At 64.3% G+C, this 14,903-nt stretch carries 16 protein-coding genes; 7 read left to right on the forward strand and 9 right to left on the reverse strand.

All coding sequences use genetic code 11. From position 1 onward, the window contains the following. Nucleotides 1–44: 44 nt before the first annotated feature. Both J2Y48_RS01860 and J2Y48_RS01865 read left to right on the forward strand, forming a co-directional pair. A complete protein-coding gene (locus J2Y48_RS01860) occupies nt 45–1,214 on the forward strand; it encodes an amino acid aminotransferase (protein WP_310411831.1) in 1,170 nt (389 codons plus the stop codon). Nucleotides 1,215–1,296: 82 nt separating this feature from the next. After that, nucleotides 1,297–1,647 carry an ArsC family reductase gene (locus J2Y48_RS01865; protein ID WP_310411833.1) on the forward strand — a complete coding sequence of 117 codons (351 nt, stop codon included), beginning with the start codon at nt 1,297–1,299 and terminating at the stop codon, nt 1,645–1,647. A gap of 194 nt (nt 1,648–1,841) precedes the next feature. On the opposite strand, the gene J2Y48_RS01870 is transcribed toward J2Y48_RS01865, so the two are convergent. The 4 genes from J2Y48_RS01870 to J2Y48_RS01885 all read right to left on the reverse strand — a co-directional run bounded on the left by J2Y48_RS01870 (nt 1,842) and on the right by J2Y48_RS01885 (nt 6,400). Next, a complete protein-coding gene (locus J2Y48_RS01870) occupies nt 1,842–3,155 on the reverse strand; it encodes a calcium-binding protein (RefSeq protein WP_310411836.1) in 1,314 nt (437 codons plus the stop codon). Between the two features lie 134 nt (nt 3,156–3,289). Next, nucleotides 3,290–4,102, reverse strand: coding sequence for a 3-oxoadipate enol-lactonase (gene pcaD / locus J2Y48_RS01875; RefSeq protein WP_310411839.1), 813 nt, complete (start codon nt 4,100–4,102; stop codon nt 3,290–3,292). A gap of 145 nt (nt 4,103–4,247) precedes the next feature. Beyond that, nucleotides 4,248–5,156 carry a ribokinase gene (locus J2Y48_RS01880; RefSeq protein WP_310411842.1) on the reverse strand — a complete coding sequence of 303 codons (909 nt, stop codon included), beginning with the start codon at nt 5,154–5,156 and terminating at the stop codon, nt 4,248–4,250. 47 nt (nt 5,157–5,203) lie between these two features. Then, complete coding sequence (locus J2Y48_RS01885; RefSeq protein WP_310411846.1) at nt 5,204–6,400, reverse strand: DNA recombination protein RmuC; 1,197 nt, start codon at nt 6,398–6,400, stop codon at nt 5,204–5,206. A 143-nt stretch (nt 6,401–6,543) separates the two neighbouring features. Between J2Y48_RS01885 and def the strand changes: the two genes are divergently transcribed. The 3 genes from def (at nt 6,544) to truA (ending at nt 8,848) form a co-directional block, all read left to right on the forward strand. Next, nucleotides 6,544–7,068 carry a peptide deformylase gene (def, locus tag J2Y48_RS01890; protein ID WP_310411848.1) on the forward strand — a complete coding sequence of 175 codons (525 nt, stop codon included), beginning with the start codon at nt 6,544–6,546 and terminating at the stop codon, nt 7,066–7,068. A 98-nt stretch (nt 7,069–7,166) separates the two neighbouring features. Next, the gene (gene fmt / locus J2Y48_RS01895) at nt 7,167–8,105 is read left to right on the forward strand and encodes a methionyl-tRNA formyltransferase (protein WP_310411851.1); all 939 of its coding nucleotides are present in this window, start codon (nt 7,167–7,169) and stop codon (nt 8,103–8,105) included. Next, entirely contained in the window at nt 8,105–8,848 is a 744-nt protein-coding gene (gene truA / locus J2Y48_RS01900; protein ID WP_310411854.1) for a tRNA pseudouridine(38-40) synthase TruA, read from the forward strand. The genes fmt and truA overlap by 1 nt, the downstream gene beginning before the upstream one ends. 5 nt (nt 8,849–8,853) lie before the next feature. On the opposite strand, the gene J2Y48_RS01905 is transcribed toward truA, so the two are convergent. From J2Y48_RS01905 to dapD, 4 genes are all read right to left on the reverse strand, one after another. Beyond that, a complete protein-coding gene (locus J2Y48_RS01905) occupies nt 8,854–9,468 on the reverse strand; it encodes a hypothetical protein (protein ID WP_310411857.1) in 615 nt (204 codons plus the stop codon). Beyond that, entirely contained in the window at nt 9,437–10,630 is a 1,194-nt protein-coding gene (gene dapE / locus J2Y48_RS01910; RefSeq protein WP_310411861.1) for a succinyl-diaminopimelate desuccinylase, read from the reverse strand. The genes J2Y48_RS01905 and dapE overlap by 32 nt, the downstream gene beginning before the upstream one ends. A 138-nt stretch (nt 10,631–10,768) precedes the next feature. After that, nucleotides 10,769–11,152, reverse strand: a complete 384-nt coding sequence (locus J2Y48_RS01915; protein WP_310411864.1) for a DUF805 domain-containing protein — start codon at nt 11,150–11,152, stop codon at nt 10,769–10,771. A 1-nt stretch (nt 11,153) separates the two neighbouring features. Further along, on the reverse strand, nt 11,154–12,011 hold the full coding sequence (gene dapD / locus J2Y48_RS01920) for a 2,3,4,5-tetrahydropyridine-2,6-dicarboxylate N-succinyltransferase (RefSeq protein WP_310411867.1): 858 nt from the start codon (nt 12,009–12,011) through the stop codon (nt 11,154–11,156). Between the two features lie 217 nt (nt 12,012–12,228). On the opposite strand from dapD, the gene J2Y48_RS01925 reads away from it, so the two are divergent. Continuing rightward, a complete protein-coding gene (locus J2Y48_RS01925) occupies nt 12,229–13,122 on the forward strand; it encodes an LOG family protein (protein ID WP_310411870.1) in 894 nt (297 codons plus the stop codon). A 40-nt stretch (nt 13,123–13,162) separates the two neighbouring features. Here J2Y48_RS01925 and J2Y48_RS01930 read toward each other — a convergent pair whose 3' ends face one another. After that, a complete protein-coding gene (locus J2Y48_RS01930; protein ID WP_310411873.1) occupies nt 13,163–13,873 on the reverse strand; it encodes a pyrimidine 5'-nucleotidase in 711 nt (236 codons plus the stop codon). 98 nt (nt 13,874–13,971) lie between these two features. On the opposite strand from J2Y48_RS01930, the gene J2Y48_RS01935 reads away from it, so the two are divergent. After that, entirely contained in the window at nt 13,972–14,877 is a 906-nt protein-coding gene (locus tag J2Y48_RS01935) for an EamA family transporter (protein ID WP_310411875.1), read from the forward strand. Nucleotides 14,878–14,903 lie beyond the last annotated feature (26 nt).

A 14,903-nucleotide genomic window follows, 5' to 3' on the forward strand; every position in this document is an offset into this window, starting at 1 on the left:
TTTCCCGTAAACCGTCAGCAGTCTCAAGCAGCAGGGGTTCCGCCATGTTCGACACACTCGCCCGCCAGCCCGATGATCCGCTACTCGCCCTGATCGGCCTTTACCGAGCCGATGCGAGACCCGGCAAGGTCGACCTCGGTGTCGGCGTCTACCGCGACGAACAGGGCGCCACACCGATCTTCCGCGCGGTCAAGGAGGCCGAGCGGCGCCTGCTGGAGGGCCAGACCACAAAGACCTATGTCGGCCCCGAGGGCGATCCCGTGTTCCTCGAGCGGTTGTGGAACCTGACCACCGGACCGGCCGGCCGCAGCCTTGCCACTGCGGGCGTGCAGACACCGGGTGGATCGGGAGCGGTGCGCCTTGCCGCCGACCTTTTGGTGCGGATGGGTGTCAAGAAAATCTGGCTCGGTATGCCCACCTGGCCAAACCACGCCGCCATCTTCAAGGGGTCGGGCCTCGAGGTCGTTACCTACCCGTTCTTCGATGTCCCTTCGCAGACTGTTCTGTTCGACGGGATGATGGAGGCACTGCAGGGTGCAAAGGCGGGCGACGCCGTGCTGCTGCATGCGAGCTGCCACAACCCGACCGGCGGTGTACTCGCGCCCGAGCAATGGGCCGGCGTTTCCAGGCTGATTGCCGAGCGCGGCTTGCTGCCGCTCGTCGACAGCGCCTATCAGGGCTTCGGCAAGGGGCTGGAGGCAGATTCGGAAGGGTTGCGCTCCCTTCTTGCCGCCGTGCCGGAAGCTCTTGTCGCCATTTCCTGCTCGAAGAACTTCGGGCTTTACCGCGAGCGCACCGGCGCCATCTTCGCCGTCGCCAGGTCCAAGGAGGCTGCGGATGCGGTGCGCACCAACCTCGCCGGCCTCGCCCGCACAAGCTACTCCATGCCGCCGGACCATGGCGCAGCCATCGTCAGCGCGATCCTCGGCGACGCCGCATTGACGGCGGACTGGATGGCGGAACTGGAGACGATGCGCGGCCGCGTCGCATCGATCCGCGAGCGGCTTGCCGCCGGCCTTGCACGCCGCTGGCAGGTGATGACGGCAATCGCCGGGCAGGAAGGCATGTTCTCGCTGCTGCCGCTGGAGGAGGCCGACGTCATGCGCCTGCGCGCCGAGCATGGGATCTACATGCCCGGTTCCGGCCGCATCAACATCGCCGGTCTCAAGACCGCCGAGGTCGATGCCGTCGTTGAGAAGTTCCTCAGCCTCTGACGACGTGGTGCCATAGCAAAATGGCGGCCGGCGGCGAAGCTTCGTCGCCGCCGACGTCGAAAGGCACCCAAAGGAGCATATGGTGACGATCACCCTCTACGGCATCAAGAACTGCGACACGATGAAGAAGGCGCGGACCTGGCTGGACGACCGACAGATCGCCTACCGCTTCCACGACTACAAGGCGGAGGGCATCGATGCGGTCTCCGTCGAGCGCTGGATCGAGGCGCTCGGCTGGGAGACCGTGCTGAACCGGGCCGGAACGACCTTCCGCGCCCTTGCGCCAGCCGACAAGACCGACCTGACCGCGCAAAAGGCTGCCGCACTCATGCTCGCGCAGCCTTCGATGATCAAGCGCCCCATCCTCGATCTCGACGGCAGGTATCTCGCCGGTTTCAAGCCCGACCTGTATGAGGCGGCATTTTCAGTCTAGAGCGCGCCGCGAATTTTCAGATTCGCTTGCCGCGCTTTAGGTCCTTGTTCTTTCGCACGTCTTGGCCCCCGAAACCGGTGGCCACTTTCGGGAGACATGCTTTGGTGCCGACAACGGGCGATCGGCTTCCTGCCCACATGATCCGAGAGGGACGTCTTCTCCAGACGTCCCTGCCCTGCCTCAACGTGCCAGCGTCAGATGATGAAGAAGTCGGCTGCCGTCATCGCGAGTCCGGCGTCCAGCGTTGCAAAGATCACGCGGCCGCCGGACGCACTTCCGTTGGAGTCGTAGTAGAGATTGCCGGCGTCCTTTTCGTAGATGATGCGGTCGCTCGCGTCGCCGGCCATGCCGCTATTGTTGGCGCAGAACTGCGCGGCGCTAAGCACGCCCGTGCCCGTCAATTTGGTGAAGATCGCATTTTCGAGCCAGATCGTGTCGGCAGCCACGTTGAAGTCGTCGATCTCGTCGACATTGTTCGAGGCGCTGAGCTTCGTGTTGAACACGAAACAGTCCTTTCCACTGTCGCCGCGCAGCAGATCATTGCCGAGACCGCCGGCGATCTTGTCGTTGCCAGCGTCGCCGCGCAGCCAATTGCTGCCCGAGCTCCCCGTCAGCTTGTCGGCGAACGCGGTACCGCGAACCCCTTCGATGCTCGTCAACGTGTCGGTCTTGCCGAAGCCGTCGACTGCCGTTCCGGCCTGCAGGTTAACGGTGACGCCGACCTTGCCGCCGCTGTTGCTCTGGTCGCGATGATAGCTGACCGTATCGAAACCACCGCGGCCATCGATGACGTCGCGACCGCCGATGCCCTGAAAATCCTCGTCTCGGGCGGAGCCCTTCATGACGTCCCGGAACTGGGTGCCGCGGAAGGTCTCGAAGTTCTGGAAGGTCTCGGCATTGCCGTAGGGATCCGTCACCGTCCCGGCGGCGGCATCCAGCCTTATGCCGGCGCGCGCGTTGGAATTATAGCGGGCATCCTGAAAGCTCAGATTGTCCCACCCCGCGCCGCCGTCATAGCTGTCCTTTCCCTCACCGCCGATGACGAAGTCATCCCCGCCACCGCCGTTGATGATGTCGTTGCCGGCGAAGCCCTCAAGGTCGTCGTTCCCGGCCGACCCGTTCAGCCTGTCGTTGCCCTTCATTATCCAGGCCTGGAGGTTCCAGGGATCAAATGTATGGGCGGCGTTGTCGAGTGCCTCCAGGGACAGGCTGAGCCCCTCGATCTTCGACACCAGAGTGGTGCCGTCCGACTGGAACAGTTCAATCCTGGCCACCTTGCCGCCAATCGGATTCCCCTCGGAATCGAAGCCGAAATCGGTCCCGCTGAACCGCAACCGAAGGCCGTTGTCCAGCTTCAGGTCCATCTTGGTCGACGTCCTGGTCACGACTGTTGCCGTCGAAAGATCCACCAACTCCCCGAACATCGGGTTGTAGTCGAGCCCCGCGATCGCCGGTGAATAGCTCTGCGGATACTTCCCATTGGGAAAGAAAACCGTATAGGTCGCCATTTTCTCCACCTCTCACATTAGAGGGCGAGAATGTAGCGCTTGCCGTGCGAAACTGTCGATATCGCCCCCGTTCACTCGAAGGAGGTAAGGTGGCGCAGGGCGACCGGTGCTTCGGCAGTCATCACGCCGCATCGTCAGCCATTTGGCTTGTCACCATGAACAAGCGGATCGATGAATGCCCGGAGGATCGCAGTCAGAGCCTCGGGCTGCTCGACGCAAGGGAGATGGCCTGCATCGGCAATGACTTCGTAGCGGGCAGCCGGGATGAGCTTGGCGGTCGACAGAACAACAGCCGGCGGTGTCGAGCCGTCCTGATCACCGACGACACACAGCGTCGGCACGGCGATGCGCGTCACCGCGTCCGTGAAATCCGCGTCACGGATGGCGGCGCAGGTGGCGACGTATCCGATCGCCGGCTGACGGACCAGCATGTTGCGATAGCCATGATAGGCGGTATTCTCCGGCCGGCGGAAGGCGGGCGTGAACCAGAGCCCCATGACGGCGTCAGCGATGCTCTCGATGCCGTCACGCTCGACGGTGGCAATGCGCGCATTCCAGCTTTCGGCCGAACCGATCTTGTGGGCGGTGTCGCACAGGACCAGCGCCTTCACCAGTTCCGGCCGCGCCGCGTAAAGACCCTGTGCGATCAGGCCGCCGACGGAGAGCCCGACGATGACGGCCTCCTTTACGGCATAAAGATCAAGCAGGCCGGACAGGTCGCTGACGTGGTCATCGATGGAATAGGGTACCTGGCCGACATCCGACAACCCGTGGCCGCGCTTGTCGTAGAGGATCATGGGAAAATCGCCGGCAAGCCGCACGATGACGTCACGCCAGATGCGGAAGTCCATTCCCAGCGAATTGGCGAAAACAAGGACCGGCTTGTCCTGCGGGCCGCCGATGATCTGATGGTGAAGGCTGATGTCGTTTATCCGGGCGAACTGCAAAGGATGTCTCCTCCCGATGACCCGATTAAAGGCGGACACACGATCGACAACCGTATCAAGTCTGACGACCGCCGAACACCCGCCGTCCAAAGATCGGCCCCTTCAGCGAACGGCCGATCTTCATTCGCATGCATTCAAGGCAATATCAGCCTTCTCGCATCCGCGCATCCACTTCGGCCGCTTCGGGAATCGACGGCTGGGCGCCGCGCTTGAGGCAGGAGAGCGAGCCGGCGATCGCGGCTCGGCGCAGGCAATCGGCAAAGGGCAGGCCCGCGTCGAGTGAAGCGACCAGATAGCCGCAAAAGCTGTCGCCTGCGCCGACCGTGTCGACCGGCTCGATCTTCAGGCCAGGAGCGCGGAAGACATTGCCCTTGCGGATGGCGATGACGCCGTCGGCGCCGAGGGTCACGATGATCGTCTGCCCGGTCCGCTCGTGGAGCGAGCGCATCTCCGCCTCCCGCTCCGCGTCGGAGAGGCCGGACTTGCCGGCATACTGTTCGAACTCGATCTCGTTGGTCACGACGATGTCCGCCTTGGCACCGAGCCTGCGGGCATCCGCCGTCATCGGCGCGAGGTTGATCACCGACGTCACGCGTCGCGCTTTGGCGACATCGAGCGCCGCTTCGACGGCCTCAGCCGGCACTTCGAGTTGCAGCGCCAGGATGTCGCCGGTCGACATCTGCGACACGGCGACCTTGGCATCCGCTGCGGTCACGTCGCCATTGGCACCCGCGACGACGACGATGACGTTCTCGCCGTCGTCGGCCACCAAAATGTGGGCCGTACCGGTCGGCTCGTCCGCGACCTTGACAAGATCGAGATCCACGCGCGCATGGGTGAGAAGCACCAGCGATTCGGCGGCAAAGGCATCCCCGCCGACGGCGCCCGCCATGCGGACCGTTGCCCCGGCACGCCGGGCCGCAAGCGCCTGGTTGGCCCCCTTGCCGCCAGCCGCCGTGGTAAAACTGTGTCCCGGCACGGTTTCGCTCGCTTTCGGCAGGCGTTCGGTCGTGGCGATGAGATCCATGTTGATGGATCCGAAGACGGTGATCATGGGGGTGTGTTCCTCCGGTATGCCTCGGTCGACACTGCCCGAGTGGATCAGTCCTCGTCAACCACTCTCAGTTTCAATTGGCCGGTGCGGCTTTCGACCGCACGCTCTGCGGCGGCGGCAGACGGCGCTTGCGCTTGTCCCGGTCCTTGCGGCGCAATTGCCTCAAACTCCATCTCACCGATCCGCGCGCCGCGCCGGACAAGCTTGTCCGTCGAGATCAGGATCTGGTCGACGTCCTTCTGCGCCGATGTGAAGTGCCCGTGCAGCTTGCGGACACGGTCGTCGAGACGGCCGAGATCCTCCATCAGCCGGATCACTTCGCCCTGGATCACGTGCGCCTGCTCGCGCATGCGCTGATCCTTCAGCAGCGCCTGCAGAACTTGGATCGACAGAAGCAGGAGCGACGGCGAGACGATGACGATGCGGGCACGGTGCGCCCGCTGAACAATCGCCTCGAAGCTCTCGTGGATGGTGGCGAAGATCGATTCGGAGGGGACGAAGAGAAAGGCGGTATCCTGCGTCTCGCCGGCCAACAAGTATTTTTCGGCGATGTCGCGGATATGAACTTCCATGTCCCGGCGGAACTGCTGTGCGGCCAGCTTGGAGGCTTCCGCGTTGGCAGCCGCACCCATGGCGTTCCATGCCTCCAGCGGAAACTTCGCGTCGACGACCAGCGGCGGCTGGCCGTTCGGCATGCGGATGATGCAGTCCGGCCGCACCCCGTTTGGAAGCTGCGCCTGGAACTGGTAGGCGCCGGTCGGCAGGCCGTCGGCCACGATCGCCTCCATTCGCCCCTGACCAAAGGCGCCGCGGGTCTGCTTGTTTGCCAGGATCGCCTGCAGGCCGACCACGTCCTTCGCCAGCGACTGGATGTTCGTCTGCGCCGTGTCGATAACCGCGAGCCGCTCCTGCAGCCGGCGAAGGTTCTCGTGCGTGGCGCGGGTCTGTTCGCTGATCGATTGGCCGAGGCGCTGCGTCAGCCCGTCGAGACGCTGGTTGATCGCCTGGTTTGTCTCCGCCTGGCGCGCGCCAAATACCTCGGCCATGGCTGCGATCCGACCCTGCATCTCGTTTTGCGCGCGCAAAAGTTCGGTCAGACGCATTTCTTCGGCCGCCGCAGTCGCCCGTTGGCGGCTTGCAGCACGGCGGACGAGGATGATCCAGCCGGACGCCACGATCGCGGCGAACAAGCAGGCAAGCTGCAGCGCCGGGTCGCGGGCAAGCGCATCGAAAAGCCGAATCATCGCGGCCTGAAGGGATGGTTCCGGATTCATGCGGCAAACATAGCAGCATTTGCGGCCAAGAATAGATCATAACGTGAACAAACATGGTTGTCGTTCGACGCAAGGCAATTGAAAGCGATCCAGCAAACCGCTAAGTGAGGCGAATGACGATCAAACCGCTGATTATCCTTCCCGATCCCATCCTTCGGCAGGTCTCCGCACCGCTGGAGACCATCAACGACGAAGCACGGCGCCTCGCCGACGACATGCTGGAGACGATGTACGACGCGCCCGGCATCGGGCTTGCGGCGATCCAGATCGGCGTGCCGCGCCGCATGCTGGTGCTGGACGTGTCGAAGGACGGCGAAGAAAAGACGCCGCTCGTCTTCATCAACCCCGAAATCGTCCAGACCTCGGATGCACTGTCGGTATACGAGGAGGGCTGCCTGTCGATCCCGGATTACTATGCCGAAGTAGAGCGCCCCGCCACGCTCACCGTCCGGTATCTGGATCGCGACGGCAAGGAGCAGACGATCGACGCCGACGGACTTCTCGCAACCTGCCTGCAGCACGAGATCGACCACCTGAACGGCGTGCTCTTCATCGACCACATTTCCAAGCTCAAGCGCGACATGGTGATCCGCAAGTTCACCAAGGCGGCAAAGACACGCGGCGCCAAGGCGATCTGACCCGAACTGCGGTTTGACATCACCGCGCGCGAGGGCTTGATTGACGCTCGCAAACCCGTTTGAAGGGACCCGACGAGCTAAAACGGGAGCATCGCCGCATGGCGCTTCGCATCATCTTCATGGGTACGCCGGAGTTTTCGGTGCCGACGCTGACGGCGCTGGCCGAGGCCGGACATACGATCGTCGCGACCTATTCGCAACCGCCGCGCCCGGGCGGACGGCGCGGGCTGGAATTGCAGAAATCCCCGGTGCACCAGGCGGCGGAGAGGCTCGGGATCCCCGTGTTCACGCCGCTGAACTTCAAGGCGGAGGAAGACCGCGCCGTCTTTCGGGCGTTGGAGGCTGATGTCGCCGTCGTCGTCGCCTACGGCCTACTTTTGCCCGAGGCGATCCTCACCGGCACACGGCTCGGCTGTTACAACGGCCATGCTTCGCTGCTGCCGCGCTGGCGTGGTGCGGCACCGATCCAGCGCGCGATCATGGCCGGCGACGCGGAAACCGGCATGATGGTGATGAAGATGGACAAGGGGCTGGATACCGGCCCGGTGGCGCTGACAAGGCGTGTGCCGATCGGCCCGGACATGACGGGCGGCGCGCTGCACGATGCGCTGATGCAGGCCGGCGGCGATCTGATGGTGGAGGCGATGGCGCGCCTCGAAGCCGGCGACCTGCCGCTGACGCCGCAGGCCGAACAGGGCGTGCTCTACGCCGCCAAGATCGACAAGGGCGAGACGCGCATCGACTTTGACCGGCCGGCCACCGACGTGCACAACCATATCCGTGCGCTTTCCCCCTTCCCCGGCGCCTGGTTCGAGCTTTCGCTCGCCGGCAAGCCGGAGCGGATCAAGGTGCTCGGATCGCGACTTGCCACGGGATCGGGGCAATCGGGAACGGTGTTGGCCTCCGACGGGTTCGTTGTCGCCTGCGGCGACGGCGCCGTCTCCCTGACACGGCTGCAGAAGGCCGGCGGCAGGCCGCTCGACGTCGCTGACTTCCTGCGCGGCACCCCCGTCGCCCCAGGCACGGTGATTATCTGATGCCGCGCTATCGCCTGATCATCGAATATGACGGAACGCCCTATGTCGGCTGGCAGCGGCAGGAGAACGGACATTCCGTGCAGGGCGCGGTCGAGAAGGCGATCCTGTCGCTGACCGGCGAGACCGTCTCGATCCGCGGTGCCGGCCGCACCGATTCCGGCGTTCACGCGATGGGCCAGGTCGCCCATGTCGATCTCTCACGACCCTGGGAGGAGCACACGCTGCGCAATGCCTTGAATGCACATCTGGCGCAGGCGGGCGAGCGCGTGGCGATCCTCGACGCGACTGAGGCGGCGGACGATTTCGACGCCCGCTTTTCCGCCGTGCGTCGGCATTATCTCTACCGCATTATCTCCCGCCGCGCGCCGCTGGCGCTGGAGGCAAATCGCGCCTGGTTCGTGGCGAAGCCGCTGGATCACGAGGCGATGCACGCGGCCGCACAGGTGCTGGTCGGCAAGCACGATTTCACCACCTTCCGCGCCGCCCAGTGCCAGGCGAACAGCCCGGTGCGGACGATCGACCGGCTCGACGTGACGCGCGCTGGCGAACTGATCGAGATCCGGGTCACCGCACAAAGCTTCCTGCACAACCAGATCCGCTCCTTCGCCGGGACGCTGAAGCTCGCCGGCGAAGGCAAGTGGAGCGTCGATGACGTGCGCGCCGCATTGGAAGCCCGCGATCGCAAGGCCTGCGGCCCCGTCGCGCCGCCGGAAGGGCTTTATTTCATGCAGGTCGACTACTGAGCCAATCAGCTCGGCAGGGTGCCGAGCGCCACCTGCAGGCCCTGGCCCACCAGCAGCGGCGGCAGCACGAAAAGCGCGGTGAGCGTGGCGGCAAGCAGCGCCTGCTTGCCGAGGCACATTGACAAGAGCCGGTACTGCAGCACGATACTGGCGCCGAAGACCACATAGAGCAGCAGCCCCGAGAGCGCGGAGAAAGCCGGCACCACAAGGGCCAGTGCGAAAGGAATGGCCGTCGCATAGGCAAACGGAACCGCGATCCAGTTGCTTGCTATCACCATGGTGACCAGATGCTGGGCGTAGCCCAAGGGCCGCGCCAGCACGGTCAGCAACGCCAGCGGCAGCAGCCAGCCAACCACGTCGATCAGCAGCAGCTTCAGGATGAACTCGGCGCCGGCCGTCGTGCCCTCGGGCATGCGGCCGAGAAAATAGAGACGCCAGGATGCCCAGATGACGGCGAGCGCCGGCAGGCTCCAGGCGAAGGCCCAGAAAGAACGAGCGAGCCCGCGCCAGCTCAGATCGAGCCAGCGGAACCCGTCCGGCCGCTGCCGCACGAGGTGCAAGATGCCGGTCAGGTAATGCAGGACCTCGTCAAGTGCCGGCATTTCCGAACCAGCGCGCAAGGAAGGTTTCGTAGATCATCGTCAGCGTCTCCAGGTCGGCCACGGAAACGCGCTCGTCGACCATGTGCATGGTCTGGCCGACAAGGCCGAATTCCACCACAGGACAATAATCCTTGATGAAGCGCGCATCCGAGGTGCCGCCGGTGGTCGAAAGCTGCGGAACGCGGCCGATCGCCGCCTCGATCGCCGACGACAGCGAGGCAATCAGCCGGTCGTCGCGGGTCAGGAACACGTGGCTCGGGCGCTCGGCCCATTTGATCTCGTAGCGCACCGGGGCCCGCCCGGGCCGCAGCCGGTCGTCGGCGGCCGCGACCTCCAGACGCCGCACGATCTCAGCCATGACGGTTTCCGCCGTCCAGGTATCGTTGAAGCGGATGTTGAAACTCGCCGTCGCCCTGGCCGGAATGACGTTGACCGCCCTATTGCCGACATCGATGGTCGTCACCTCCAGGTTGGAGGGCTGGAAATCCGCCGTGCCTGCGTCGAAGGGCGGGTCCATCAGCGCGTCTGCGAGCGCAATTACACTGCGCACCGGGTTGTCGGCCAGATGCGGATAGGCGGCATGACCCTGCACGCCGTGAACGGTGACGGCACCCGACACCGAACCGCGCCGGCCGATCTTGATCATGTCGCCGAGCTGGTCCGGGTTGGTCGGTTCGCCGACGAGGCAGGCGTCCCATCGTTCGCCACGCGCGGCGGCCCACTCCAGCAGCTTGCTCGTGCCGTTGATCGAGGGCCCCTCCTCGTCGCCGGTGATCAGGAAGGAGATGGATCCGTTCGGCGGGCCGTGCTTCTCGATGTGGCGGGCGACGGCGGCGACAAAGCAGGCGATGCCGCCCTTCATGTCGACAGCGCCACGGCCATACATTTCGCCGCCGGCGATCTCGGCGGAAAAGGGGCCATGCGTCCAGGCCGCCTCGTCGCCGACCGGCACCACGTCGGTATGGCCGGCAAACATCAGATGCGGGCCATCGGTGCCGATGCGGGCGTAGAGGTTCTCGACGTCCGGCGTTCCCGGCTCGGACATCACCATGCGCTCGACGGTAAAGCCCAGCGGCTCGAGCATCGCCGCGAGAGCCGTGAGCGCTCCGCCCTCGGCGGGCGTGACAGAGGGGCAACGAATGAGGGTGGCGAGGTTCTGGACTGGGCTTGTCGCTGTCATGATGATGCACTGCCTGCTGGCTGGGTTCGGCGCGCGAACTGCGTCGCCGTGCTCGCCTTCCGATCTAGCCGAAAGGCTTGTCGCTGTCATCAACCTTCGCCGGGCGGTTCGCCGTTGCTTCCGAGCGCCCTGCCCGGCTCACTCCTTCGGCCGGTCCGGCACCACCCCATGCGCATTCGGCCCCGGCGTGCCGGGCCAGACCATGAAGGCGATCAGCGCGAAGATGGAGATGGCCGGCACGAACAAGCACAGGACGAGCGGCGCCGGCAGCGCCATGTCGTGCAATCGCTTGATCGTCAACATCACCGAGGAAAGGGTCGAAACGACGCCGACTGCGAAAAACAGCAGTGTCCAGGTAACGAACGCCGGCTCCTCATGCGGCGTCATCACCATGCGGGTGAGAAAGGCCGCAGCGAGCGCCATCCAAAAGCCCCAGGCCAGCGCGTAGGGCAAACGGGACAGGCGGCCGGACCAGCCGAAGAAGAGCCATGTGAGGCTCGGAGCCTGGTCCGGCCTTCCCATATCAATCCCTGAGCAGTTCGTTGATGCCGGTCTTGGAGCGGGTCTTCTCATCGACGCGCTTGACGATCACCGCGCAATAGAGGTTCGGCGCGGGCTGGCCATTGGCCATCGTGCCGCCGGAGGGCATGGAGCCGGCGACGACGACCGAATAGGGCGGCACTTCGCCATACATGATCTCGCCGGTGGCGCGATCGACGATCTTGGTGGACTTGCCGATGAAGACGCCCATGCCGAGCACCGAGCCTTCGCGCACAATGCAGCCCTCGACGACCTCGGAGCGGGCGCCGATGAAACAGTTGTCCTCGATGATCGTCGGGCCGGCCTGCATCGGTTCCAATACGCCGCCGATGCCGACGCCGCCGGACAGATGCACGTTCTTGCCGATCTGCGCGCAGGAGCCGACGGTGGCCCAGGTATCGACCATGGTGCCCTCGCCGACATAGGCGCCGAGGTTGACGAACGAGGGCATCAGGATCGCGTTCGGGGCGATGTAGGCCGAGCGGCGGACGACGCAGTTCGGCACGGCGCGGAACCCGGCCCTCTCGAATTCGTTGACGCTCCAGCCGTCGAACTTGGAAGGAACCTTGTCCCACCAGACCGACGCGCCCGGACCGCCGGGGACGATCTCCATCGGGTTCAGCCGGAAGGACAGCAGCACCGCCTTCTTGAGCCATTGGTTGACCGTCCAGTTGCCGTCAGCCCCGCGCTCGGCCACCCGTGCCTTGCCGCTGTCGAGAAGGTTCAATGCTGCCTCGACGGCGTCGCGGACTTCGCCGCGCGTCGCGGTATTGACCGTTTCGCGCTGTTCAAAAGCACGTTCGATGGTGGCTTCAAGGGCGGAGACATTGGAGTTGTTCATCGGAATTCCTTAAACTTCGGCCACTATCCTGACGTATCGGGAATGTCGGAGGGGGCGTGATTTTCCGGTGCCAAGTCCTAGAGCATGATCCCGGAAAGTTGAAGCCCTTTTCCGGCAGACGGTGTCGCGACGGCGTCGGTGGAATGCTACAGCCGGAAATAGCGCGATTGACACAGAAGAACAGGCCGGCGCGCAGGCCATCGAAACGGAAAGTGAAATGGCACGACTGAAGAAGAAGAACCTCCGCAACAAGAGCGGCGTATGGGATCCCCTAGCGGACAGCGCGTTCGACAAGCATAGAGCCTCAGTCGTTCCACAAACACCGCAGTCGACCTCCGGCGCCTACCGGCTCGCCTATGCGGACGACGAGTTTCTTTGCCGCGAGGAACTGCGGCCGGTCCGCCTGCAGCTCGAACTGCTGAAAGTCGAGATGATGCTCACCGAGCGTGGCATCAATTCGACCATCGTGATGTTCGGCGGCGCACGCATTCCCGCCCCCGGCATGGAGGCATGGGCGGCGCGCAACGAGACCCAGCGGAAAAACCTCGAGGCTGCCTCGGTCTACTATGAAGAGGCACGCAAGTTCGCAAAGCTCTGCTCGGCACGTTCGGCAGAGACCGGCTACAAGGAGTTCGTCGTCGTGACCGGCGGCGGCCCCGGCGTGATGGAAGCGGGCAACCGCGGCGCAGCGGAGGCCGGCGCGCCGTCGATCGGCCTCAACATCGTCCTGCCGCACGAGCAGGCCCCGAACGTCTATGTGACCCCCGATCTCAGCTTCAACTTCCACTATTTCGCCGTGCGCAAGATGCACTTCCTGCTGCGGGCGAAGGCCGTGACCGTATTCCCCGGCGGCTTCGGCACGCTGGACGAATTGTTCGAGACGGTGACGCTGATGCAGACCGGACGTATGGCGCTCGTGCCGCTGATCCTGTTCGGCAAGGAGTTCTGGAACTCGATCATCAATCTGGAGGCACTGGCCGAGTTCGGCACGATATCGCCGAGCGATGTCGAGCTGATGCAATTCGTCGACACCGCCGAGGAGGCCTGGGAGATTATCGAGACCTTCTACGAAAAGCTCGACAAGGAAGCCAATTCCGGAAACGGGAAGTGATAATCGGGCTGGCCGTCTGAAATTCGACGGCCGGCCCCACTCAATCGCCGAGCAAACGGGTCAGAAAGTCGGTGAGGTCCGACGTCGTGTAGTCGATGTGCCGGTCCTCGTCGGTTTTCTTTTCCCAGGCATCGCCGAACTCGTGGCTGTCGTCGCGCGGCATCAGGAGCACGGTCTTCATGCCAAGCGCCTTCGGCACCAGCAAGTTGCGCGGCAGATCCTCGAACATGGCGGCGTGCGCCGTGTCGACGCGATGCAACGCCATGAACTTGTCGTAGGTGCTGCCGGCCGGCTTCGGCACGTATTCCGCGGCGACGATGTCAAAGATGTCGTCGAAATGGTCGAGGATGCCGAGCGCGCGCGCCGTCATCTCGGCGTGCCTGACGCTGCCGTTGGTGAAGATGAACTTCCGCCCCGGCAGCGCCCGGATGGCTTCGCCGAGATGCGGATCCGGTGACAGCACGCCGTAGTCGATCGCATGCGCCATATCCAGGAACTCCGACGGATCGATGCCGTGGTGGATCATCAGGCCCTGCAGCGTCGTGCCGTGCTCCAGATAATAGCGCTTCTGGATCGCCCGCGCCTCCTCGCGCGACAGGCTGAGCAACGTGGAGACATAGCTCGTCATGTTGCGGTCGATCTGGGCGAAAAGATCGATGTGATGGGGATAGAGCGTGTTGTCGAGGTCGAACACCCATTCGGTGACATGGGCGAACTCGGAACGGGTCGGAAGGCGGTGCGTCTCGGTCATGGGCGCCCTTATGACACGGGAGCAACAAGAAGCAAAAAGGAATCGTCATTGCGGCAGCGCCGATGGATTTGGTCCGGCCGCCATGCTAGCCGGCTGGCATGGAAGCTTGGATCATCATCACCATTTGCGCCGCGTTCCTGCAGAACCTCAGGTCGGCGCTGCAAAAGTACCTGCGCAGTTCGTTGGGCACGACCGGCGCGAGCTTCGTCCGCTTCGGCTACGGCTTTCCGATCGCCATCGCCTATGCGGCTGCGCTTCATTATTTCGCTGGCTACGAATTTCCCACGCTCAATGCGGAGTTTGCCGTCTGGTCGGTTGTAGGCGGGCTGGCGCAGATCTTCGCGACCATTCTGCTCGTCTACCTGTTCTCGCTGCGCAACTTCGCCGTCGGCACGGCCTATTCCAAGACCGAACCTGTGCAGGCGGCGATCTTCGGCCTGATCCTGCTTGGCGAGCGGCTGACGCCGGGCGCAGTCGGCGCCATCATCGTCGGGGTTCTCGGCGTGATGCTGATCTCCGTTGCCCGCATGCCGCTGTCCTGGCGCAACCTGCTCGTCGCCATGACCGGGCGCACGGCGATGATCGGCATCGCCTCGGGCGCCGTCTTCGGCATCTCGGCCGTCGCCTATCGTTCGGCGGCGCTGTCGCTAGGCGGGCCCAACCCGATCATGCAGGCTGCGGTGACGCTTGCCTGCGTCACCACGTTCCAGACCGTTTTCATGCTCATCTGGATGACAATCAAGGACCCCGCCGAGATCGGCCGGGTCGTACGCTCCTGGCGCTCATCGTCTCTGGTGGGGCTTGCAGGCGTGACCGGATCGGCTTGCTGGTTCACGGCGATGGCACTGCAGCAAGTGGCCTATGTGCGCGCACTCGGCCAGATCGAACTGCTTTTCACCTTCGCCGCTTCCTGGCTCGTCTTTCGCGAGCGCATCAACCGCATGGAGGTGGCCGGCTGCCTGCTGATCGTCGCCGGCATTCTGCTGCTGCTGATGTGGAAATGACGTAAGCCGGATTGTCCGATCCGGCC

Source organism: Mycoplana sp. BE70 (assembly GCF_031455855.1).
Classification (GTDB): Bacteria; Pseudomonadota; Alphaproteobacteria; order Rhizobiales; family Rhizobiaceae; genus Mycoplana.

Coding starts and splice junctions, on each gene's coding strand:
- J2Y48_RS01935 (WP_310411875.1), top strand. CDS start 13,972: ATGGAAGCTTGGATCATCATCACCATTTGCGCCGCGTTCCTGCAGAAC.
- J2Y48_RS01925 (WP_310411870.1), top strand. CDS start 12,229: ATGGCACGACTGAAGAAGAAGAACCTCCGCAACAAGAGCGGCGTATGG.
- J2Y48_RS01885 (WP_310411846.1), bottom strand. CDS start 6,400: ATGATTCGGCTTTTCGATGCGCTTGCCCGCGACCCGGCGCTGCAGCTT.
- J2Y48_RS01870 (WP_310411836.1), bottom strand. CDS start 3,155: ATGGCGACCTATACGGTTTTCTTTCCCAATGGGAAGTATCCGCAGAGC.
- def (WP_310411848.1), top strand. CDS start 6,544: ATGACGATCAAACCGCTGATTATCCTTCCCGATCCCATCCTTCGGCAG.
- J2Y48_RS01915 (WP_310411864.1), bottom strand. CDS start 11,152: ATGGGAAGGCCGGACCAGGCTCCGAGCCTCACATGGCTCTTCTTCGGC.
- truA (WP_310411854.1), top strand. CDS start 8,105: ATGCCGCGCTATCGCCTGATCATCGAATATGACGGAACGCCCTATGTC.
- dapD (WP_310411867.1), bottom strand. CDS start 12,011: ATGAACAACTCCAATGTCTCCGCCCTTGAAGCCACCATCGAACGTGCT.
- dapE (WP_310411861.1), bottom strand. CDS start 10,630: ATGACAGCGACAAGCCCAGTCCAGAACCTCGCCACCCTCATTCGTTGC.
- J2Y48_RS01860 (WP_310411831.1), top strand. CDS start 45: ATGTTCGACACACTCGCCCGCCAGCCCGATGATCCGCTACTCGCCCTG.
- fmt (WP_310411851.1), top strand. CDS start 7,167: ATGGCGCTTCGCATCATCTTCATGGGTACGCCGGAGTTTTCGGTGCCG.
- J2Y48_RS01880 (WP_310411842.1), bottom strand. CDS start 5,156: ATGATCACCGTCTTCGGATCCATCAACATGGATCTCATCGCCACGACC.
- J2Y48_RS01930 (WP_310411873.1), bottom strand. CDS start 13,873: ATGACCGAGACGCACCGCCTTCCGACCCGTTCCGAGTTCGCCCATGTC.